The sequence below is a fragment of the Prauserella muralis genome (assembly GCF_003202285.1).
Classification (GTDB): domain Bacteria; phylum Actinomycetota; class Actinomycetes; order Mycobacteriales; family Pseudonocardiaceae; genus Prauserella_B; species Prauserella_B muralis.
Window position 1 is genome coordinate 43,495 of sequence record NZ_CM009984.1, and the last position, 18,699, is coordinate 62,193.

General features: G+C 68.6%; 26 protein-coding genes and 1 pseudogene. 12 read left to right on the plus strand and 15 right to left on the minus strand.

The window, feature by feature from the left end; translation table 11 throughout:
- Positions 1–10: 10 nt before the first annotated feature.
- Positions 11–1,199: pseudogene (locus BAY60_RS00220) on the minus strand (AAA family ATPase).
- Between the two features lie 126 nt (positions 1,200–1,325).
- Here BAY60_RS00220 and BAY60_RS00225 point away from each other — a divergent pair.
- On the plus strand, positions 1,326–1,613 hold the full coding sequence (locus tag BAY60_RS00225) for a hypothetical protein (protein WP_211330153.1): 288 nt from the start codon (positions 1,326–1,328) through the stop codon (positions 1,611–1,613).
- Between the two features lie 301 nt (positions 1,614–1,914).
- Here BAY60_RS00225 and BAY60_RS00235 read toward each other — a convergent pair whose 3' ends face one another.
- From BAY60_RS00235 to BAY60_RS00320, 14 genes are all read right to left on the minus strand, one after another.
- Positions 1,915–2,253, minus strand: coding sequence for a hypothetical protein (locus tag BAY60_RS00235; RefSeq protein WP_112278786.1), 339 nt, complete (start codon positions 2,251–2,253; stop codon positions 1,915–1,917).
- Between the two features lie 245 nt (positions 2,254–2,498).
- Positions 2,499–2,909, minus strand: a complete 411-nt coding sequence (locus BAY60_RS00240) for a hypothetical protein (RefSeq protein ID WP_112278787.1) — start codon at positions 2,907–2,909, stop codon at positions 2,499–2,501.
- 2 nt (positions 2,910–2,911) lie between these two features.
- Entirely contained in the window at positions 2,912–3,637 is a 726-nt protein-coding gene (locus BAY60_RS00245) for a GGDEF domain-containing protein (protein ID WP_112278788.1), read from the minus strand.
- Positions 3,637–3,819 carry a hypothetical protein gene (locus BAY60_RS00250; protein WP_112278789.1) on the minus strand — a complete coding sequence of 61 codons (183 nt, stop codon included), beginning with the start codon at positions 3,817–3,819 and terminating at the stop codon, positions 3,637–3,639. The genes BAY60_RS00245 and BAY60_RS00250 overlap by 1 nt, the downstream gene beginning before the upstream one ends.
- Positions 3,816–4,313 carry a hypothetical protein gene (locus BAY60_RS00255; protein WP_211787790.1) on the minus strand — a complete coding sequence of 166 codons (498 nt, stop codon included), beginning with the start codon at positions 4,311–4,313 and terminating at the stop codon, positions 3,816–3,818. The genes BAY60_RS00250 and BAY60_RS00255 overlap by 4 nt, the downstream gene beginning before the upstream one ends.
- Before the next feature lie 7 nt (positions 4,314–4,320).
- Positions 4,321–4,689, minus strand: a complete 369-nt coding sequence (locus BAY60_RS00260) for a hypothetical protein (RefSeq protein ID WP_112278790.1) — start codon at positions 4,687–4,689, stop codon at positions 4,321–4,323.
- 26 nt (positions 4,690–4,715) lie between these two features.
- Positions 4,716–5,393 (minus strand): HNH endonuclease family protein, encoded by a 678-nt coding sequence (locus BAY60_RS00265; RefSeq protein ID WP_249043300.1) that lies wholly within the window; start codon positions 5,391–5,393, stop codon positions 4,716–4,718.
- Between the two features lie 17 nt (positions 5,394–5,410).
- Positions 5,411–5,662 (minus strand): hypothetical protein, encoded by a 252-nt coding sequence (locus BAY60_RS00270; RefSeq protein WP_112278791.1) that lies wholly within the window; start codon positions 5,660–5,662, stop codon positions 5,411–5,413.
- Positions 5,663–5,875: 213 nt separating this feature from the next.
- Positions 5,876–6,148, minus strand: a complete 273-nt coding sequence (locus BAY60_RS00275) for a hypothetical protein (protein WP_112278792.1) — start codon at positions 6,146–6,148, stop codon at positions 5,876–5,878.
- Positions 6,126–6,443: a hypothetical protein gene (locus BAY60_RS00280; protein WP_112278793.1), complete on the minus strand. Its 318-nt coding sequence runs from the start codon at positions 6,441–6,443 to the stop codon at positions 6,126–6,128. Before BAY60_RS00280 ends, BAY60_RS00275 begins: the two co-directional genes overlap by 23 nt.
- A 1,003-nt stretch (positions 6,444–7,446) precedes the next feature.
- Complete coding sequence (locus BAY60_RS00290; RefSeq protein ID WP_112278795.1) at positions 7,447–7,683, minus strand: hypothetical protein; 237 nt, start codon at positions 7,681–7,683, stop codon at positions 7,447–7,449.
- Between the two features lie 204 nt (positions 7,684–7,887).
- Positions 7,888–8,772: a ParA family protein gene (locus BAY60_RS00295; protein ID WP_245992238.1), complete on the minus strand. Its 885-nt coding sequence runs from the start codon at positions 8,770–8,772 to the stop codon at positions 7,888–7,890.
- Positions 8,773–9,084: 312 nt separating this feature from the next.
- Positions 9,085–10,947, minus strand: coding sequence for a hypothetical protein (locus BAY60_RS36680; RefSeq protein ID WP_146770955.1), 1,863 nt, complete (start codon positions 10,945–10,947; stop codon positions 9,085–9,087).
- Positions 10,948–11,327: 380 nt separating this feature from the next.
- Positions 11,328–11,582 (minus strand): hypothetical protein, encoded by a 255-nt coding sequence (locus tag BAY60_RS00320; RefSeq protein WP_112278801.1) that lies wholly within the window; start codon positions 11,580–11,582, stop codon positions 11,328–11,330.
- A 277-nt stretch (positions 11,583–11,859) separates the two neighbouring features.
- On the opposite strand from BAY60_RS00320, the gene BAY60_RS37750 reads away from it, so the two are divergent.
- The 11 genes from BAY60_RS37750 to BAY60_RS00375 all read left to right on the plus strand — a co-directional run bounded on the left by BAY60_RS37750 (position 11,860) and on the right by BAY60_RS00375 (position 18,678).
- Positions 11,860–12,207, plus strand: a complete 348-nt coding sequence (locus BAY60_RS37750; RefSeq protein ID WP_211787789.1) for a hypothetical protein — start codon at positions 11,860–11,862, stop codon at positions 12,205–12,207.
- On the plus strand, positions 12,197–12,739 hold the full coding sequence (locus BAY60_RS00330; protein ID WP_112278802.1) for a DUF6879 family protein: 543 nt from the start codon (positions 12,197–12,199) through the stop codon (positions 12,737–12,739). Before BAY60_RS37750 ends, BAY60_RS00330 begins: the two co-directional genes overlap by 11 nt.
- 59 nt (positions 12,740–12,798) lie before the next feature.
- Complete coding sequence (locus tag BAY60_RS00335; protein WP_112278883.1) at positions 12,799–13,659, plus strand: helix-turn-helix domain-containing protein; 861 nt, start codon at positions 12,799–12,801, stop codon at positions 13,657–13,659.
- Positions 13,660–14,076: 417 nt separating this feature from the next.
- Positions 14,077–14,331: a WhiB family transcriptional regulator gene (locus BAY60_RS00340; protein WP_112278884.1), complete on the plus strand. Its 255-nt coding sequence runs from the start codon at positions 14,077–14,079 to the stop codon at positions 14,329–14,331.
- Positions 14,328–14,606, plus strand: coding sequence for a hypothetical protein (locus tag BAY60_RS00345; protein ID WP_112278803.1), 279 nt, complete (start codon positions 14,328–14,330; stop codon positions 14,604–14,606). Before BAY60_RS00340 ends, BAY60_RS00345 begins: the two co-directional genes overlap by 4 nt.
- A complete protein-coding gene (locus tag BAY60_RS00350) occupies positions 14,603–14,902 on the plus strand; it encodes a hypothetical protein (RefSeq protein ID WP_112278804.1) in 300 nt (99 codons plus the stop codon). Before BAY60_RS00345 ends, BAY60_RS00350 begins: the two co-directional genes overlap by 4 nt.
- On the plus strand, positions 14,902–15,945 hold the full coding sequence (locus BAY60_RS00355; protein ID WP_112278805.1) for a hypothetical protein: 1,044 nt from the start codon (positions 14,902–14,904) through the stop codon (positions 15,943–15,945). The genes BAY60_RS00350 and BAY60_RS00355 overlap by 1 nt, the downstream gene beginning before the upstream one ends.
- Positions 15,946–16,076: 131 nt before the next feature.
- Positions 16,077–16,496, plus strand: a complete 420-nt coding sequence (locus BAY60_RS00360; protein WP_112278806.1) for a hypothetical protein — start codon at positions 16,077–16,079, stop codon at positions 16,494–16,496.
- Positions 16,496–16,738: a hypothetical protein gene (locus BAY60_RS00365; RefSeq protein WP_112278807.1), complete on the plus strand. Its 243-nt coding sequence runs from the start codon at positions 16,496–16,498 to the stop codon at positions 16,736–16,738. Before BAY60_RS00360 ends, BAY60_RS00365 begins: the two co-directional genes overlap by 1 nt.
- Complete coding sequence (locus tag BAY60_RS00370; protein ID WP_112278808.1) at positions 16,735–17,172, plus strand: hypothetical protein; 438 nt, start codon at positions 16,735–16,737, stop codon at positions 17,170–17,172. Before BAY60_RS00365 ends, BAY60_RS00370 begins: the two co-directional genes overlap by 4 nt.
- Positions 17,173–17,196: 24 nt before the next feature.
- Positions 17,197–18,678 (plus strand): hypothetical protein, encoded by a 1,482-nt coding sequence (locus BAY60_RS00375; protein WP_112278809.1) that lies wholly within the window; start codon positions 17,197–17,199, stop codon positions 18,676–18,678.
- Positions 18,679–18,699: the final 21 nt, after the last annotated feature.

The window sequence follows — 18,699 nt, forward strand, 5'->3', positions numbered from 1 at the left end:
GCAGGCCTGCTCAGAGCTGTCCGGCCAGGGCGCTGGCGTCGACGCCCAAGGCCTCGGAAAGCACCCGCGCCTGGACCGCGCGCTGGCGGCCGATCACCCGGTCCAGCGTGGCCGTCGAACGCCCGGCGGCCTCGGCCTGCGCGCGCATCGTCGCCAGCTCCTTGCCCGCGCGCTTGAGCTTGGGATTGGCCTCCTTGATCGCCCACTCGGACAGCGTCTCGGCGGCCTGACCGGCCTTGGCGTCCAGCGCCGCCTCCAGCTCCTCGATCGCGTCGGCCAGATCCAGCGCCTTGCCCGCGTCGGGGTTGACCAGCTCCAGCACGGCGCGCTCGACGGTGGACCGCTCGGCTGGGGAGTCCCACAGCACGTGAATCAGCACCGACAGGTCGGTGTCGCAGACCTCGGTCCGGCCGTCGAGGTAGGCACTTGCCTGCAGCAGCCGCACGGCCTGGCGCCAGCGCCGGTCCGAGGCGATCAGCTCCTTGCGGCGCAGCCCGGCGCGCAGCGCACAGATGGCGTCCACGATGCCGTCCGGCACGCCGATCGCGGGCACCTCCACCTCGACGGCATGCTGGAGCGCGGCCAGCTCGACCGTGGTGCGCACCGGCGGCGTCGGGGCGACCACCGCGGAGCGCACCAGCTCGGCGAAGTTGGACGGGTCGGACAGGTAGTTCACCTCGATACGTACCAGCAGCCGGTCATAGATCGCGGCGGTGTCGTGTCCTCCCCCGACAGCAGCTCGTTCGAGGCGGTGATCGCGGCGAGCAGCGGGCAGCGGATCGGCTCGCCGCCGTTCTCCGGGTGATACAGGCGCTCGTTGAGCAGGGCCAACGTCTCGTTCAGCGCTGCGGTGGAGCACTTGAATATCTCGTCGATGAAGGCGATGTGCGCCTGGGTCGCGCGGCCTTCGTAGACCTGCCGGTACTCGCCTTGCGACAGGGCGGCCACGTCGATCGGGCCGAACATGCGCTTGGGGTCGGTGAACTTCGACAGCAGGATCTCCCAGTACTGCGCGTCCTCGATCCGGCTGGTCAGCTCGCGCGCCAGCTCGGACTTCGCGGTACCGGGCGGGCCCAGCATGAGCGAGGTTGGCCGGCCAGCACGGTCGTGATCAGGGTGCGCACCACGTCGCCACGCTCGTAGAACCGCTCCCCCAGCTCGGCGGCGATCTTGCGCAGCCGATCCGCCGTGTCGTTCATCGTGTCCTCCTCGCCACCTGCACTAATAAGTGGCTAGCCATTTATCACCGATACCGTAGCACATCGGACGGTTAAGTGGCTAGCCACTTTCGACAAATGGCTAGCCACTTTGTAGGGTGGGCCGTCATGAGCAGCAGGCACGCCCAGAAGTGGCGCGGGTTCCGCCCTGATCCGGGCGAGTACGACGCGGCCGAGGATCTCCTCGACGCGCGTGGCAAGGCCATGTCCGAGTACCTGCGTGCGTGCCTGCGCTGGCTGGAGCAGGCGCCCGATGAGGCGCTGGCGACGGTGGGCCCGCACTGGCCGCCACCGCGGCCGCGGGGCCGTCCGCGTTCCCCGCGACGAGACGTCGACGACCACGGCGACGCACGCAGCTCCGGCCACGCGGCGGGTACCGGCGAGGCGTCCAGCTGAGCACTCCCCCCTCGGATCATCCGAACGGGCCTTTTTGGGGCGCGGCGAGGCTGGCTCGGGGGCTCATCGCCGCCGTGGCCGGGTGCGGCCGGGGTGGCCGATGTGGACACTGCCAGGGCCGGGTGTGTCCAGATGCCACCCGGTGCGGCTGTTCCAGCTCAGGCGCCCGAGTGTGAACGACCACGACGTCGCGCGGCCGTTGTGGGTGTTGAGGCGGATCGGGCCCCACCGCAGGGTTTTGCGCCAGCGGAAGCGCACCGTGCTCACTCCCCTCGTGTCATGGGCCGGGGTCTCGTGGTCGTCAGTTCCCCGAGGTGGACAACTTGCCGCGCGTGACCGGGGGGCACCGCTTGGCGAACTTGATCGCTTGCTCGCGGTCGACCGTGCCCCACTCGCCGCAGGTCCAGGCGTTGCCGCCCTCGTAGGGGTAGTCGCCGAAGGCCGCGTCGTGCAGGGCGTCGTACAGCCCGGGGCATTGCTGTTTCGGGTTGGGCTCGCACGTCCCGGTGTCGGTGTAGCGGGCGCTGCCGACGTCGTTGACGGGCGGCTGCGGCGCGGTGGTCGCGGGCATCTCGCACGAGGTCGAGGGGCTGGCCAGTGCCAGGGCTCCGGCCAGCAGGCTCACACGGAGGGCGTGCATCTACAGGGTCCTTTCGCTGGGTGGTGCGGTCACGGTGCTGGGTGTGCGGTGACGGCCTCGGCGACGGCCGGGGGGGAAGCGCCCGGTACAGGCCGCGCTGGCCCGGGCCGGGAATCGGTGTCGGGAACGGGCGCGGGGCGTGCAGCTGGACGTAGTAGGCGCCAGGCTCGCCCCAGGGGCGGCAGCAGCCGCGGTCGAGGTGGCAGCCGATCAGCTCGACCACCCCGAGGTAGCCGGTGGGTTCGTCACGGCCGACCACGATGCCCAGCTCGGCAGCGACGGCGCGGCCGCGCTCGTGCCAGCGCTGGCCGGCGTGGACTACGAGCAGCCCGCGCCAGCGGACGCGCCAGGTTCGGTTCTCCACGACCTTGCCGTGCCGCAGGATCCGCGGGGCCCAGGGTTGGCGGATCGACAGCGCGCGTCGCGCAGGCCTCGGCCGCGGCGCAGTGGCGGGACTGCACGCCCTGCACGGTGACCCACCAACCGGCCGTGGCGACGACCTCGGCGGCCTCGTGCAGCCCTCGGAAGTGGATGATGCCGCCTTCCTCGTCGTCGCCGTAGAAGTCCTGGCAGGTGCGGCAGCTGACCACGACGCAGGTCTCGGTGGAGAACCCGGCGGGCAGCTCGGGCAGGTGCTGGCGCTCGTGGTTGCGCATGATCAGGCTCCTCGTGGTGTGGCTGTCGGCAGCGCGGCCGGGCCGTGCTGTCGGTAGCGGCGGCGCGGGGTGCGGCAGAGCCGCTGGGCGGGCCGTAGCGGGTCGACGGCGCGGTCGAACAGCTGCCAGTCCCGCCGCAGGGCTTTCGCCGCGTACATCGCGGCGTCGGCGGCCGCCAGACCCTCGGCCAGCACCCTGGGCCAGTGCTCGCGGCGGCCGGCGGTGGTGTCGGCGAAGGCGGGCAGGTCGCGCAGCCGAGCCACGCCGAGCGACACACCGACCGCCAGCTCACCGGCGCCGGGTACGGTGACCGGCGCCGTCAGAGCGGTGGCCAGCTGCTGCAGCTGTTCGTGCACCGTGGGCAACTCCAGGGTGGTGATCACGGCGAACTCGTCGCCGCCGAGCCGCGCGAGCAGCGCCTGGTCGCCCAGCTCCGCGACCAGGCGCTCGGCGACCGCGCGCAGCACCTCGTCACCGGCGGGGTGCCCGTGCGTGTCGTTGATCTGCTTGAACCCGTCGAGGTCGAGCAGCGCGATAGCGTTTCCCGCGGCCAGGGCGGCCGGGGCGTGCTTGTCGAATCCCTCGCGGCGCCACAGTCCGGTCAGGCCGTCGTGTTCCAGCTCGCCGGTGCGGCGGCGCAAGGTGCGGGCGGTGACGAACCAGCCCACGGCCGAGGTGCCCGCGGCGGCGGTCGCGGCGCCGGTGAGAACGGTGAGTGTGGCGCTCATCAGTCCCCTCCGATCACGACGTCGGGCTGCCCGTCGTCCTGGTGGGCGGCGCAGCGGCGGGTATCGGGCAGGGCGGTGTGGGCGCACAGTCCGCCGTCGTCGAACTCGTGCAGGCACAGCGGCTCAGCACGGCCCCCTGCCGTCTGGGCGGGGGCAGGCCGCGGGTGTGAGGTGATGCTCATCCGGTGACCCCGTTCCTTCCTGTGGTGGTGTCGTCGCTGCTCAGAGCCGGTTGCGGCGGCGCAGACGGCGAGGCTCCGAGGTCGAACAGCGGGTAGTGCTGCGCGGCCAGCTCGGCGGTGCGGATCCGCTGCCGGGTCGCGCGATGGTGGTCGATGTCGTAGTGCAGGTGGCAGCCCTGGCACGCGGCGAACACCTCGTCCTCGCCGCGCTGCTCGGGCACGTGGTTGCGGTGAGCGACGGTGAGCACCACCAGCTCGCCCACGCCGGGCTCGGCCAGATCGCCCAGCGGTATCTGCTCCCCGGTTCCGGCCGCGCCCCAGGCCGGTTGGCCGTGCCAGTTGCGGCAGCGTCCATCGGCGGCGAGATGGCCGGGCGGGCGGCCGCATTCGCCGCGGCACTCGCAGCGGCCACCCGCGCGCTCGAACCGGATGTAGGCGCTGAACCGTGGCCAGTCGCCGCCGTAGCGGTCGCGGTTCTCCGGGCGGATCGGCATCGCCGCCTCACCCCCGGAACCCGCTGCTGAGCAGCGCGTCCGCCGGGTAGCGCCGGCGCGCGGGCCAATAGCTGCGGTGGCGCCACACCAGCCGCCACCACGCCGGGCGCAGCCACAGCCCGCGACAGCGAGACCAGCCTGTGGTCTCGGCGTACTCGATCCACAGCGCCCCAGACCACGGGAAGCCGTGCTCGAGCAGCGGCGCGAGCCGCCCGGCGCGGGCACCGAGGTAGCGGCCGGTGTCATAGACCGCCCGGCGGCGGCCGGGCAGGGTCTCGCCCATGCGGAACGCCACACCCTCGCCAGCAGCCAGACGTGCGCGCAGCTCATCGTCGAGGTCGAGCGGGCCGAACACCGGGCCGTCCTCGGCGAACACCAGCCACCCGCAACCTCCACCCGGCCTCACCGGACCGGCCTGCCGCAGGTGCCGAGCATGGCGGCCAGGGCGTCGCGCTCGGCGTGGGTGACGGTGAGCCGGTAGTGGTGCTTGACGGCGATCCAGGCGCTGGCGTAGCGGCACCACGCGCTCGTCTGCGGCGGCTTCCACTCCTCCGGTGCCCGGTCGCCCTTCGACTGGTTCACGTTGTCGGTGACCGCGATCAGCTCAGGGCGGGTCAGGTCGTTCGCGAACGCTGTGCGCCGCGCCCGATCCCAGCCTGCGGCGCCGGACACCCAGGCGTTGGCCCGCGGTACGACGTGGTCGACGTCGACGTCGGAGGCGTCCGTCCACGTGGCGCCGTCGTAGGGGCTGTACCAGCGGCCCGAGATCGGCGAACAACCCGCGTCGGTGATCACGCCCTGGCCGTCCCGGCGCAGCACGACCTCACGGGTGTCACAGCTGTCGCCCTGCTCGCGCCAGTGCGGGAACGCCTCGTCCGAATATCCGGCCAGGCTGCCCCGGGGCGCGATCCGCAGCTCGGCCAGCTGCGCAGCGGGCCTGGCCGCCGCGCTCGGAGCCGTATCGATCGCAGACCTGCTGCTCAGGCCGGCCTCAGGGCCGCCGTGCATCAGGCACCCCGCCGCGGCCGCGGCCGCAAGCACGAGCACGCTGCCGGTGCGGGCAAAGGTGGTACGCAACATCAGCCCTCCAGCGCTACTCAGGACGCGGACAGCAGGGCCACGCTGCCCCCGGCAAGCCGTGCGACCACGCGCCACCGGCGGCCACGACGGAACGGCTTGGCCTCGCCGTTGGACAGCTGCACGAAGATGCGCTTGGCGTCCGCGCCGACCTCAGTGACGAAGGCGCTGGTGCCGTCGCGCCGCACCACCTCGGTGCCGATCGACAGCTCGTGGGTGCGCTTGGTTTCCGTCTCCGCCGGGACCACCGGCGGCTGCGTGAGCAGGGACATTGCGGTTCGTCCTTCCTTGGGTTGGGTTGGGAATCACGCGGCGGCCGCAGCCGCCGCCGGACCGAGCTCGACACCGGGCGGAGCGCCGAAGTCGCCGGTCTCCTTCATGCATGGCCAGCACTTCCAGGTGCTGGTCGGCACGTAGGTCTGGAACTCGCCGCCGCATCGGCGGCAGGTACGGTGCGCGCGGCCCATCGCCTCAATCGAGGCCCGCTAGCGCGCGGACATGCGCCGCGCGGGCAGCGCCAGGTCGATCCGGAACAGCTCGGCGACCTGCTCACCGCAACCGCGCTTGCGCCACACCAGCAGCCCGGACGGGTCCTGCCCGCGCCGCCGCCGCAGCCGCTGCTCCCACAGCTGGGACTTGGTCACCAGCCCAGCCGGAGCCGTGCCCCACCTCCATACCGGCAGCCCGTCACGGAAGCCGTAGCACCAGGTCCAGCGGCCATCCCACAGCTGCACGTCATGCAGCACCGTGCGCGGCATCGCTGCTCACCCCGGTGATGTCGGCCTCGACGTCGGCAAGATCAGCCCACAACTCAAACCGGGCCGCGGACTCACGCAGCAGCCGAGCCGTGGTCGCCCACGTACCCCCGGCCCCGGCCTCGGCGAGCTCAGCGACCTGTCGCACCTGGTCGGCCGCAGCCGCGGCCAGACAGGCAGCGACCTGCCACTGGTGACCACTCAGCCCGCCAAGCTGGACATCGCGCAGCAACTCGGTCAGCCGGGCGGTGTCCGCCTCGGCGAGCGACAGGTGCGCACGTTGCTCGTTGGAAAGCACAAGCGAATGAGACACTGGAGGTCCTTCCCATTGGGTTGGGTTGGAGCCAGGCGGGGCGCAGGATCTGCTTTCTCAGGGCGTCGTCCACGCCCCGCCTGGGGCTCACACATTCGCGCTGCTCAGCGACCCCATTGACCATCGCGAGCCAGCGCCGGATACAGCGGCAGTAACGCAGTGGTGCGCTCAACCACCCCCGTGTGCATCAAGATCGGCCAGCGCCTTCGACACACACGCACCTGGCGGCGTGGGCGGCCTGACACACGGCCGACTCAGGCATCCGCATTGCGCCCTCCTCACTGCTGTGGATCAAGAACATCGTTGCCCTGTGCCCCGGTTGCCGCCGTGAGCTGGGCATCTCGGCTACGCTCACTTTATGCAGTGCTAACTGAATAAACAAGGCCTCGCGGATAGGTTGCTCCACGTGGGCGACATCGGCGGCCACTGCCCAAAAGGAGCCAGCCTTTCCGCTTGCGGAAAGGCTGGCTCTGCTTCAGATGGGCCGCTGCCTACATCGCTCGGGCCTAGGAAGCGCGGGCGCGCTCAAGGTAGCCGTGCTGGACCAGCCACGTTCGCAGGGCGTCGTCAGCGATGTACTGCGGGGACATACCTGTCTGTTCCACCGCCTGCGTCAGTGCTTCGTCGAGCTCGGTCAGAATCCGAACGGTTAGGGGTACTCGGGGAGGGCCTGCAGGACGCCCAATCCGCCGACCGGCCTTCTTGCCAGCTTTACTGCTGGCCTTTCGAGCAGCTGATGCGCTGGCGTTCCGGCCTGCGGCCTGAGCAGCACCTTTGCTGGCGGGTCCGCCAGCATTCTGGCCAGCGGACCCGCCAGCGGCCCCGCCAGCGCGACTGCTTGCATTACCGCCAGGGTTCCCGCCTGCACCCTCGGAAGCTTTATCGCCATCCCTACCACCAGCACCAACGCTGGCTGAATCACTTGCGGCATCGCCTGCGTTTCCGCCGCCAGGCGCGTCATCCTTTTCGCTTGCGGAAACACTGGCGTTTACGACTGCGCCATCGCTGGCGTTCCGGCCTGCGGCCTGAGCAGCACCTTTGCTGGCGGCTCCGCCAGCATTCTGGCCAGCGGACCCGCCAGCGGCCCCGCCAGCGCGACTGCTTGCATTACCGCCAGGGTTCCCGCCTGCACCCTCGGAAGCTTTATCGCCATCCCTACCACCAGCACCAACGCTGGCTGAATCACTTGCGGCATCGCCTGCGTTTCCGCCGCCAGGCGCGTCATCCTTTTCGCTTGCGGAAACACTGGCGTTTACGACTGCGCCATCGCTGGCGTTCCGGCCTGCGGCCTGAGCAGCACCTTTGCTGGCGGCTCCGCCAGCATCGTCGCCGGCTGGGTTGCTGACGGACAGGTCAGCGGGATCATGTGTGGCATCGGCCGCCTTCTTCAGGCCGCCCTTCTTCTGCACAGCGTTCATGAGTCCCGCCATCAGGCCGCCCTCCCAACGGTGTTGAGCACGTGCATGTATCCATTGATCAAGACCTTCGCATCGGGTTTGTCGCCGGCCGCAGTGATCGGCACGCAGGCACCTCGTGCCTCTTCTCGGATGACTCGGCGAGCCACCGCGATGTCGAGCACGTCCTCCCCGAACTCCTCGATGAACTTGTCGTCGTAGTACTTCGCCACATTCGTGCGGCGATCAACGATGTTGCGCAGCACCCCTACGTTTCGGAGCGTCGTGTTGTTTCGCTTCACGAACTTGTAGGTCCGCAGGGCGTCTCGCACGCCGATCAGCCCGTCAGCGGTAAGCGTCCCAGGGAATAGGACGTGTGTCGCGGCGATCAGCCCCGCGCCTACAAGCTTGCCGCCCGCGCGGGGCGGCAAGTCGATCACTACGAGATCGAATCCCTCGGCTACACCCTCCAACGAGGTCTTAAGCCGTCGCTCCAGGTCGGGCGTTCTATTGTCAGACTCGCGATTGGCGAGCGCGCGCTCGGCGGCCAGGACCCTTACGTTGTCACCCCACGCCTCACCAGCAGGGCGCAGTGCGTCTCCAGCGAGACCCGACAACTCAGGGAGTTCATCGGGGTCCGCGTCCGGGTCCTCGTAGAGCAGGTCGTTGACGCTGTACTCGCCCCTCTCCGCGCCGAGTTCCTCGGTCAAGGTCGCCCGCGGGTCGAGATCAATTCCCAGCACACGCCGACCATGGGCGGCCATGACGGCGATCAACCCACCGGCGAGTCCGGTCTTGCCGACACCGCCCTTTTCGCTGTCAATGGCCAGCACTACCGGCCCGTCCGGATTCCAGGTCAGGGTGGTTTCAGCGCGGAGCTGCCGTTCCAACACATCCCACACGGTTACGTCCGTCGTCATGGTCACGCGCGCATCCTTACAGCCAGCACATCCGTCAGCAAGACGGTAAGCCTTTTCGCAAGCAGAAAAGATGACCAACACGCAAGCTCGGTAACCGCCTTCGTTCGGCCGCGAACCGTCCCCTTCTTGTGCTGTGCCGAAGTCGGACCGCGTCGGCCACAGCCCCTCACCCGTCTGAACGTCGACCGTCACGCTGCGTGCTACGCTCCGGCTTGACGTTCGCGCGCGCTGCGCGCAAGGCGCGTAGGGGCCTCCTGCAGCGGTTGCGGCTGGCTTTCCAGTTTCTACTTTCCAGTACTGACAGTGATCGGGTCACCAGCCTCCGGTTTCGGGGTCGTGGTTGCACCTGACGTCGGGGGCGGTCGGGCCGGTGTCGAGCCAGCCGTGTTCGTCGCACAGTGGGCAGTGGTCGATGGCGGCGCGCTTGGCCGCGCCATCGGCCTGGCGGGCGCGCTCGCCGCTGTCAAGCTGGCGGATGATCTTGAGTTTGCTGGGGGGCAGGACGCCGGTTGAGCGCTTGAATCGGGCTTTGATCCAGCCGCGGGGGTTGTGGATGTACCTGGGCAGGTGGGGGCGTTCGGGTACGCCGTGGATCAAGTCGGCGAGGTCGTTCCAGGTCCAGTGCCACTCGGCGAGCAGTCGGCTGCCGCGGATGATGCCGGCGAGCCATCGCACCGAGACGCCATCGCAGACCATCGGATGCAGTCGCGACCGGAGAAGCCACTCAGCGGCTCGTACAGCTTCGCTCTGCCGCGTCTTGGGCCGATCACCCTCAGAGGGGCCTGTTCGGCCGTTCTCGGCGAAATCAGAGCGCTGTTCGCCAGGCCGACGCTGCTCCGGGTCAGAGCCCGGCGAAGCCGGTCGGTTATCCACAGGTTGTACGGTTCTGGACTCCAGTTGATTACTGGATATGACCTGCGGGGGGTAGCCAAATTGGTGTTGATGCAGGTCAGCGCCCAAGGGATCTTGGCGTAGATACCCGACAACCGGCCCGCAGTCTGGGCACAGCGGACTCGTGGCCGCCCAGGGCGCCAGGGCGTACGGATCTAGCACGGTGTGACCACCGCCGGCATATACAGCGGTCACACGGGCGTACAGGTGGAGATTTCGTACGTGCACGCGGTGGTCTGAGTGGTGCTCCAGCAGCTGCTCGCCAGGGCTGCGCAGCTGGGTGTGCGCACGGGCAATCGCGGCCTCCTCCGCGCGCTCGGCCTCGCTCATCGGCACGCGGAGCTCGTACACCGGCACGAGCTGCACCCAAGCCGGCTCGAGCTCCTCCGCGGCCGCCAGCGCGGCCGCGTGCGCGGGGGAGAGGGCTTCCTCAGCGGCCGCGACCGCTGCCTCGCCGAACAGACCACCGCGTACCGCGTCGAGTTGCCCCCTCGCGCGAGCGATCGCGGCTTCCTCAGCGGCCACCGCGGCGGCCGCTCGCGCCTCCCGTTCGGCCTGCTCAGCGGCCGTCTCGTCGTCTGGCACAGCTTGGCGAGGCAGCCGCTCGAAACCGGGCAACACCTCGTGCAGTAAGCCTTGGCACCGCAGCCAGCGCACGACGCGGCCCACCGTCCGCGTCGAGCAGCCAACCGCGGCCGCGATCTCTTCCTGAGACACCCACGTCAACGGACGGCCAGTCCAGTCTGCGCACCAGCGGAACACGTTCGCCACAGCCAGCCATCGCCTGACTTTCGGCCGGTACTTGAACTCGATGCCAGTCTGCTCGTCGACACGGGCTTCTACGGCCTCGAACCACGCATCCGGACCGCTCGCCAACCGTGTATGAGCAGGGGCTTCGCGTTCCAGCACACAGCGCACGAGGTCACACCGCGCTGGCACCGCGATGTGACGAAGCGTTTCCCACCGCACCCCATTCTCGATCAGGCACCGGTCGACCGGGTGCCTCCGGTCGTACAGCTCGACCTCGGCGACCAGCTGCTCGAACTCGGGCGATCCCTCCAGGGTCACCGTGAGGTGGCCGTGTTCGTCGATCGTGGTGACGACGGCATCCTCGCCGCCGGCAGCATGCCAACAGCGATCGCACACGACTAGTTCGGTTACCGAGACCAACCCGTCGCCGGGTGTCTGCTGCGCCCGCAGACGACCTGGCGCGCGATGGCACTTTGCGCAAGTCCCGCCCTGAGCAGCGCGAACAGCGACGGCCGCGGTTTCGGTAGTGGTCACACCACCACCACCAGACGCACCCGCCAAGCGCCAACATGCGAAAAGGAATCGCTAAGTGCGCAGGCGACCACTCGCCGCACCAGCGTCGCGAGCACAGCGACCAGGCGCCGATCGACCTGCCCGCTGGACCGTCGAGCAGACGTGAAATGGACGGATGTGGCCGGTACAACACCCGACGCGAGCTGGGTTTTTGGGCGCGTTGGGGTACCGGCTCGGGCTGCTTTTGCTATGGTTAGCTCCGAGCGCAATAGAGCCCACCTACCGGCCGGGGTGCTCCCTCCTACAGAAGTCCCGGTCGGACGGGTGAACAGAACAGTCGAATATGCAGTTCGGCGATCAACGCCCCACCGAGTTGGCAGCTCGGGTGGGGCGTTGCGTCGTTAAGCGACGTTTACGTTCAAGGGCAGCTCCTCTTGAGTGGTCTGGTGCCGCTCCGCAGCTTTGGCCTGGTGGCGCGCTAGTACGCGCTGGCCCTTCTTCCCAGCTGCGGCCAACAGGTCCTCGAACAGGTCATGTGGGCAAACCGTCACGTACGGTTTGCAGTCCTTGTGGCGGGTGATCAGGGCCGGTTCTCCACTGGCAACGACCTCAGCAAACCGCGCCGAGATGTTCCGGTTGAACTCGCCGATCTGCATCACGCCTCCCTGCTCGGGGTTCCGTTGAGCACCGGCAACGTAGCAGGGTGTTTGCAAAGAATCTGGCTTTGCCAGTGTCCGGCGTGTCGTCATAGTGGCTGGTCATGGCTGGCAGGAGAGCTGACGTAAACGCTGGCCTTTCCGCAAGCGGAAAGGCTGCTGGGTGTACCCCAGCCGAGCGGCAGCTCTCCCTGGTTGACTCCGTCCTATATGCATAGAAGACTGAATAAAGCAAGCGATGTCAAGGGCTGCTCCGCCCATGTCGAGAGGAGACCAAATGCGTATCGTCCTACAGCGGGACATGTGCGGCAGTGGCCGGACCTGCCCGAACATCAACAGCACCGACCGGGGCACTTACGTGGTCCAAGGCTATGACGTGCCGCCTGAGCAGGCACTTGCATCGGGACAGGTAACCGTGGAGGTCCCGATGTCGCTGCTCCCCGAGCTTGCTACTGCCGCGCCAAGAAGCGGCCTCTTTCTCACCGATCGCGAAACCGTGCTGCTCAGTGGTGACCAAGTCACCGACCCGGACGTCCTGGCCGAGTTGAACATGCCGACGGGGGAGAACGCGGTGGAGGTTCCGCGCGCCATGCTGCGCGAACTGGAGGTGACCGATGCTCGATGAGCGACAGCTCGGTGAGTACATCGAACAGCACTTCACCTCGACGCTCTTTCGCCTGGAAACCCTCGCGTGGTACAGCGCCGCCAACGAGGATGAGGACTTTCGTCGGTACCTAGCTGGCCTGCCCGGCCCGACGAGCACCTGGCCCGACGTCATTCGAAGCGAGGTTGCGCAAGGCCTGTACACCTACCGCGTACATCTCGTCCAATCGCCATTGAACGACTACCTGCGATACGAGTTCGAGTGGGCGTACACCGCTAATGCCGCTGCAGGCGAACACATCCGCATCATCGACACCGCTGAGCAGGACAAACCAGACCGGGTGCCGGACCAGGACTTCTGGTTGATCGGCGATGAACACCTAGTGCTAATGCATTACGACTCGGACGGCGCCTTCCGAGGCGCGAGCATTGGCGCGCCCGAGCTGATCCCCCGGTATATCGCAGCGAGGCAAGCAGCCTGGTCGGCGGGGGAAGATTTCACCGACTACTGGCGCCGACACCCGAACTACCACCGGGATCGCTCAGCCGCCTGAGAAAGGCCCCGATGAACCCAACCCACCAGCCACCCGAGTCTCGGATGACTGGCCGGCCGATGAAGACGCCGACCAACAAGCTGTCGGCAACTCTCCGTGAGCTGCGCCAGAAGGCCGGACTCTCGCAAACCGAGGCCGCAAAGCAGTCCGGGCTTAGCCAGTCCAAGGTATCCCGCACTGAGACAGGCGAGTATGCGCCCGCCCCGGAGCACGTCAAGAACCTCTGTCGGGTCTACAAGGCTCCCGCCGACGTGCGGCGTGAGCTGATGCAGATGGCGAACGAGCTGCGTGAAGACCGGATCTCGGCCCGTGTCGTCCTGGAACGCGGCGGCTGGATGCTCCAGGAGCGCATCGGCCGAATCGAGGAGATCGCGGGCCGTATACGCTGCATCGCTCCAACTGTGGTTCCTGGGTTGCTCCAGACTCGGGAGTACACGCGCAGCCTGTTTGGCGACGCGCTGTCGCTGGATGACCTCGATCTCACCATCAACGCCAGGATGAGCCGACAGCGTCTACTCGAGACTGACCGCATGTTCGAGTTCATCGTGACAGAGGGTGCGCTTCGGTGGAACATGGGCGGCGCTGCCGTGATGGCCTCTCAGGTTGACCACCTTATCGAGGTCTCGAAACGCCGAAATGTGCACCTCGGCGTGGTTCCGTGGACCACGCCGGTGACCGTTCCCGTCATGCACACTGTCGACATCTACGACTCACGTGCCGTCATGTTCGGCACCATCGATGCCACTGCACTGATCACCGATCCGGCCGTAGTCAAGAGCTACGAAGACCACTGGGATGAGCTCGTGGGGGCCGACGTCTCCGACAGCACTGGCAGTCGCTCGAACGGCTTCGTCTCGTACGGGGACGAGGCTCGCGCAGAACTCGCGCGCATCGCGGCCGAGTACCGACGAATCACCTGAGCGGAGCATGAGGGAGAACATCGACGACACACCCTTGCTTTATTCACTTAGAACTGCATAAACTACGCCTTGTTGACACAACCTCCCTGCTCACGGCGGCAACCAGACAGGGAGGAAGGAAAGCGATCCGCAGCGAGAAAGAAGTGGCCCCGCCTGGCGGCAACCAGGGCGGGGCCGGAGCAGAAGTACCGATCCACAGCGATTGGAGGTATCTGCGATGTCCAGCCTACCTCTGGCATCGAGCGACGGTGGCCGTGTCCCGGCCGCTGTCATCCGAAAGGCCGTGCGGGTGAACGCGCGGGTCGATGATGTCGATGATCTTGTGCCCTCGCTGGCTGAGCAGCGCGCGCAGCGGCGCCGGTTGCGGAGCCTGGCGCCGGACAAGCGTGCGGGTGTGCGAGGTGCGGCATGAGGAATCTGACCTGGGTGGAACGGGCGGCGTGCCGTGAGGAGGACCCGGAGTTGTTCTTCCCGGTCGGCACGAACGGCCCGGCTCTTCGTCAGGCTGCCGCGGCCAAGGCTGTGTGCCAGCGCTGCCCGGTCGAGGCCGATTGCTTGGCCTGGGCGCTGGAGTCCGGGCAGGACGCGGGCGTTTGGGGCGGCCTGGACGAGGACGAGCGGAACGCGCTGATGGCGCGTCGTGAGGCCGCGCCGCAGGAGGTGCGGGCATGACGAGCACCGACTACACCACCGACCCCACCGCGGTCGATGTGCCTGCTGAGCGGCCTGAACAGGCTGAGGCCGCCCAGTCGGCGGAGGTGTTTCCGCTGGACGACGCCGAGGGCATCGGGGCGCCGCTGCTGGCCACGTTGGTGGGTGGCATGGCGCTGGTTGTTGCGGTGCTGGCCCCGGTTTCCGGGGTCAAGCTCGCGGGTGCGCTGATCGTGGTGGCGGCTGCGGTCGTCACGTTCCGGCTGCTGATGCGCCGGGGTGGTGGTTCCCGATGACGAACACGGTGACCGCCGCCCCGGCTGCCGCCGGAAGGAAGACCAGCGCCCGCCAGACCGGACGGGAAGTCCTGGCCGGGTTCCTGTCCACGGCCACCGCGGACACCGAGATGGGTCTGCGGGTGCGTGCCTTGTGCGACGAGCTGGAGGACATCGCGCGGGACCGCGAGTTGGCCAGCCGCTACGTCGAGCCCGGCACTTGGTTGCGCGAGCTGGCCGACGAGGAGCGGGACGTCTGGGAGCACATCGTCGAGGCGCTGACACCGGTGAGCAGCGCAAACACGAAGGAGGAGTAGTGACGGTAACCGACGAGCGGCCCCGTAACGGGCACACCGTGGAGGACTCTGCGGTGCCGAGGACGCCGCTCGATGTCGAGGCGGGTCCGCAGGACTTGGTGGCGGCCGAGACGCCACGTGCTGCGGCCGAGTCGGAGGAGTCCGAGGTGGTGCGTCAGCTGCGGCAGCGGGTGGCGGACCGCAGGACGGCTAACGAGCTGGCGCGCGAGTATGTCGAGCTCAGCGAAGACCCGGTGCTGCACGAGGTGCCCTCTCCCGAGGAGGAGAAGAAGGACACCAAGGTTGCCGAGCATGTCCGCGGTAAGCAGCGCAAGGAGCGCAAGCGCTCGGGTGTGGCCGAGGTGCGCCGGACCCGCCGGAACCGCCGGTGGGACTTCTGGGACGAGCGGGCCACGCGGGCGCGGGATCGGATCCTGGATCCGGCGCGGGCGATCGGCGCCGACTACCGCAAGCTCGTCGCGTCCAGCTGGGCCGCGTTCGTGCTGATCGCGGGCGGTGTGGCCTACATGGCGAAGAACGTGCACGACGGCCTGGTGGGCGTGCACGGCTCGTGGACGGCCTACCTGGTCGAGCCGCTGGCGTCGGTGCTGCTGGCGATCTCGATGGTTGCGCAGTTCACGGCCCGCAAGCGCGGCATCACGATCAATCGCGGGTTCTACTGGTTCGATGGCAGCCTGGCGCTGGCGTCGGTGCTGCTCAACGTCGTTCCGTCCGGGATCCGGTACGGCTGGCAGTCCACTGATCTGCTCGCGCACCTGCTGGTGCCCGCCTTGGTCGTCACCGCGGTCATCGCCTGGCATCTCGCCTCGAACCTGTACGGGCAGGCGATCGCGCAGTCCAAGAACGCGCCGATCGTGATCTTCCGGGATGACGAGACCACGGCCGAGCACCTGGCGCTGCTGCGCCGGGCCACCGCCAACGGCCAACTCCCGGTCGAGCCCTCGGTGACCCAGGTGATCAAGTGCCTGCGGTCGCAGCTGCCCAACGGCATCGGACATGCAGCCGCCCGCAGGGTCGCCGGGATCTACCTGGGCGGTCGCTGACTCCCTAGTCGTCGGCGGCCGGGCTCCTGAGAAGCGGGAACACCCCCTCACCCGCTGCCCGGCCGCCGGCTTCCCGCCCCATCAAACGAATAACCCAACCCAACCCAATGATGGAAGGACGTGATCTGGCGATGGCCTGGCTGTTGCTCATCTTCACGGGCGTGATCCTGATTTTGCTGCACAAGCAGTGGCCGAAGTGGAAGAAGTGGTACGTCGTCACCTTCGTCACCGCCTTGGTCGCATGCTCGTTGGCGTCGACCTCCCTGGGTGGCTGGCTGGCGGGCCTTCTTGCCCAGCTTCTTGGTGCACTGTTCGGCTGGACCGGTGCGAGACCGGCGCTAGTCGCAGCGCTTCTGGTCGTGATCGGCATCCTCGCCGTGGCCTATGGCTTGCGGGACAAGAAGGCGAACACGTGGGAGATGTGCTGCCTGTTCATGCTGCCGTTGCTGTTCATCATCAGCTCTGGCCCGATCGCGGCAGGCGGCGGCACCTTCGCCGACGCTGTGACCAACTTCGGAAGCCAGGGCCTGGGCTATCTGATCAGCGGCTGATGGGTGGGCACCGCGACAGCCGCAGCGCCCGTGTGGCGCGGTGGCGCCGCCTCTACTGGGAACGAGTCGAGCGGATCCGCAGCGACACCGACCAGATCGCCGCCGCTGCCGATCACCTGCGGATCGCGCTGAACAAGTGCGCCACCCCGGAGCAGCGCACCGACATCATCGCCACCGCAGTGGCTGACCTGATCGCTCCGGCCGAGGAACTTCTGACCCGCTACGAGAGGAAAGGCCGATGACCAGCAGCGTTGCGCCGGAAACGGGCGCCGAGGTCACCGCCGAGATTCCCGCCGTGACCGAGCACGCCGAGCAGCACTCGGCCGCTGCGGCCAAGCCTGACAAGCCGGTGATCGGCGCGCAGTCGGCGCCGGTGACGCTGGCCGAGCACAGTCGGCAGTGGGCAGCGCAGGCGCGCCAGCAGTGGACACCGCCGGATCTGTGGGAGCACGGACGCCCGCCACTGAAGAGCACGTGGCTGTGGGCGCGCCATGGCCAGCATCTGCCCGAGGACGAGGCCGTGCGGAACGTCTCCCGCGTCACGGCGGCGATCCGACTGCCGTTCCGGGCGCTGTGTTTGTACCTGGACTGGATTTTCGACCGCGATTCGCGCGTCGTGGCGGCCGTGGTCCTGGTGCTCGTCGTGATCCAGGCCGTCTTCCACCCGTTCTTCTGACCCGAAAGGGGAGGTGAGATCCCCGTGCTTCTTTTCTGCTTGCTGCTCGCGTACGTGATCGTGCGCGTCAGCGAAGACGTCAGCGCCAGTGTGCGCGGCCACCAGCCGCCCCGGCACGAGTACCGGATGGCGAAGCTGAAGGCGCGGCAGGCCAACGGTGGCCGGGTGCCGCAGTCGTCGTTCGGCCGCTACATGACCGGCCTGATCGACGATGCCTGGGACTCTGCACACCACAAGCGCCAGCTCATGGCCGAGCACCGCAAGGAGAAGCAGGCTCGCAAGATCGCCGCCAAGCAACAGCGGCAGCAGCGGCGCTGGGAACGCCAGGATGCCAAGCGCGTCGCCAAGGCCGGGTTCAGCGCCGAGGTGCCGACGCCGGGGGAGGCCACCCCGGCCAGCGGGGCCGCGGCGGGCCAGCTCGGCCCCAAGCCGGGTGCCGCGGCACCGGCCGGGTTCTCTGCGCAGGTGCCCCAGCCGGGCCAAGGACCGGCGGGCAGCGGCATCACCGAGCCGCCGCATCCCGCCCCGACGCCGACGGCGGGTTCGGCCCCGGACACCGGCGACAACTCTCGCAGTCCGCGCGACGCCGACGAGCTCGACCGCTTCGCCAGGAACAACCCCGAGGTCGACAGCTACGCCTCGGCGATCGCCGGCGCGGACGGGGAGTGGGACTCGGCGCTGTTCTACGACGCGGTGCGCGAGATGAAGAACGCCCGCGAGGCCCAGCACGCCCGTGAGGTGGCCGCCGGGCAGCCGATGGCGGGGGAGCCCGGGCAAGACCCGACCACCGGGTTTCAGATCCCGAGCGAGGCCACCAGCGCCTGCCCCTGCGGTACCGGCACGCAACGACCGGTGCCGGGATCGCTGCACGCCGACGAGGGCGACGGCGCCGCGATGGTCGACACCGCATGCGACAACGCCGACTGCGGCATCTCCTCGGCGCACTACTGGACGCCCTCCGACGAGGAATACCGCCGCCACTTCGGCCACGGCTTCGGCGACGACGTCGACGACGAGCCGGACCCCCACGCCGACGCCAAGGAGGACACCCACACATCACTCACATCACTGCCGACCAACGTCATCCCGTTCAAGCGCAACCCCAACACGGTCACACGAATGGAGCTTCCCGTGACGAACCCCGAGATCACCGGCCTGGATTCTGCGATCGCCTACGCGCAGGGCATGGCCTCGCAGTGCACCCACGCCTACGACCAGATCAGCGCGATCCTGCCCGGCAGCGATGAGACCGCCGCCTCCTGTGAGCAGGCGCGCGCCGACCTGGAAGCCGGTGGAGTGAGCGGTCAGCCGCTCACCGACGTCGGCTCGGTGCAGGAGCAGATGACCGGCGCCATCACCGAGCTGCAGGCGGCGCTGGCCCAGCTGGAGGCCGCCGCGGCGGCCGCGAACAGCCTGGCCACCGAGCTGGAGAGCCACCGCGGTGTCCAGGAGGCCTACTCGGTCACCCCGAACGCTGGCGACAAGGCCTTCGTCACCGCCGAGTAGCCGGCGCGGGTGTCGTTTCGG

Excerpts from the sequence above, each read along its gene's own strand:
- BAY60_RS00270 (WP_112278791.1), bottom strand. The coding sequence starts at position 5,662 with ATGTCCCTGCTCACGCAGCCGCCGGTGGTCCCGGCGGAGACGGAAACC.
- BAY60_RS00345 (WP_112278803.1), top strand. The coding sequence starts at position 14,328 with ATGACGAGCACCGACTACACCACCGACCCCACCGCGGTCGATGTGCCT.
- BAY60_RS00370 (WP_112278808.1), top strand. The coding sequence starts at position 16,735 with ATGACCAGCAGCGTTGCGCCGGAAACGGGCGCCGAGGTCACCGCCGAG.
- BAY60_RS00255 (WP_211787790.1), bottom strand. The coding sequence starts at position 4,313 with ATGCCGATCCGCCCGGAGAACCGCGACCGCTACGGCGGCGACTGGCCA.
- BAY60_RS37750 (WP_211787789.1), top strand. The coding sequence starts at position 11,860 with ATGCGTATCGTCCTACAGCGGGACATGTGCGGCAGTGGCCGGACCTGC.
- BAY60_RS00235 (WP_112278786.1), bottom strand. The coding sequence starts at position 2,253 with ATGCACGCCCTCCGTGTGAGCCTGCTGGCCGGAGCCCTGGCACTGGCC.
- BAY60_RS00250 (WP_112278789.1), bottom strand. The coding sequence starts at position 3,819 with ATGAGCATCACCTCACACCCGCGGCCTGCCCCCGCCCAGACGGCAGGG.
- BAY60_RS00350 (WP_112278804.1), top strand. The coding sequence starts at position 14,603 with ATGACGAACACGGTGACCGCCGCCCCGGCTGCCGCCGGAAGGAAGACC.
- BAY60_RS00365 (WP_112278807.1), top strand. The coding sequence starts at position 16,496 with ATGGGTGGGCACCGCGACAGCCGCAGCGCCCGTGTGGCGCGGTGGCGC.
- BAY60_RS00225 (WP_211330153.1), top strand. The coding sequence starts at position 1,326 with ATGAGCAGCAGGCACGCCCAGAAGTGGCGCGGGTTCCGCCCTGATCCG.
- BAY60_RS00290 (WP_112278795.1), bottom strand. The coding sequence starts at position 7,683 with ATGACGCGCCTGGCGGCGGAAACGCAGGCGATGCCGCAAGTGATTCAG.
- BAY60_RS00295 (WP_245992238.1), bottom strand. The coding sequence starts at position 8,772 with ATGACGACGGACGTAACCGTGTGGGATGTGTTGGAACGGCAGCTCCGC.
- BAY60_RS00240 (WP_112278787.1), bottom strand. The coding sequence starts at position 2,909 with ATGCGCAACCACGAGCGCCAGCACCTGCCCGAGCTGCCCGCCGGGTTC.
- BAY60_RS00320 (WP_112278801.1), bottom strand. The coding sequence starts at position 11,582 with ATGCAGATCGGCGAGTTCAACCGGAACATCTCGGCGCGGTTTGCTGAG.
- BAY60_RS00330 (WP_112278802.1), top strand. The coding sequence starts at position 12,197 with ATGCTCGATGAGCGACAGCTCGGTGAGTACATCGAACAGCACTTCACC.
- BAY60_RS00265 (WP_249043300.1), bottom strand. The coding sequence starts at position 5,393 with ATGTTGCGTACCACCTTTGCCCGCACCGGCAGCGTGCTCGTGCTTGCG.
- BAY60_RS00245 (WP_112278788.1), bottom strand. The coding sequence starts at position 3,637 with ATGAGCGCCACACTCACCGTTCTCACCGGCGCCGCGACCGCCGCCGCG.
- BAY60_RS00335 (WP_112278883.1), top strand. The coding sequence starts at position 12,799 with ATGAAGACGCCGACCAACAAGCTGTCGGCAACTCTCCGTGAGCTGCGC.
- BAY60_RS00360 (WP_112278806.1), top strand. The coding sequence starts at position 16,077 with ATGGCCTGGCTGTTGCTCATCTTCACGGGCGTGATCCTGATTTTGCTG.
- BAY60_RS00275 (WP_112278792.1), bottom strand. The coding sequence starts at position 6,148 with ATGCCGCGCACGGTGCTGCATGACGTGCAGCTGTGGGATGGCCGCTGG.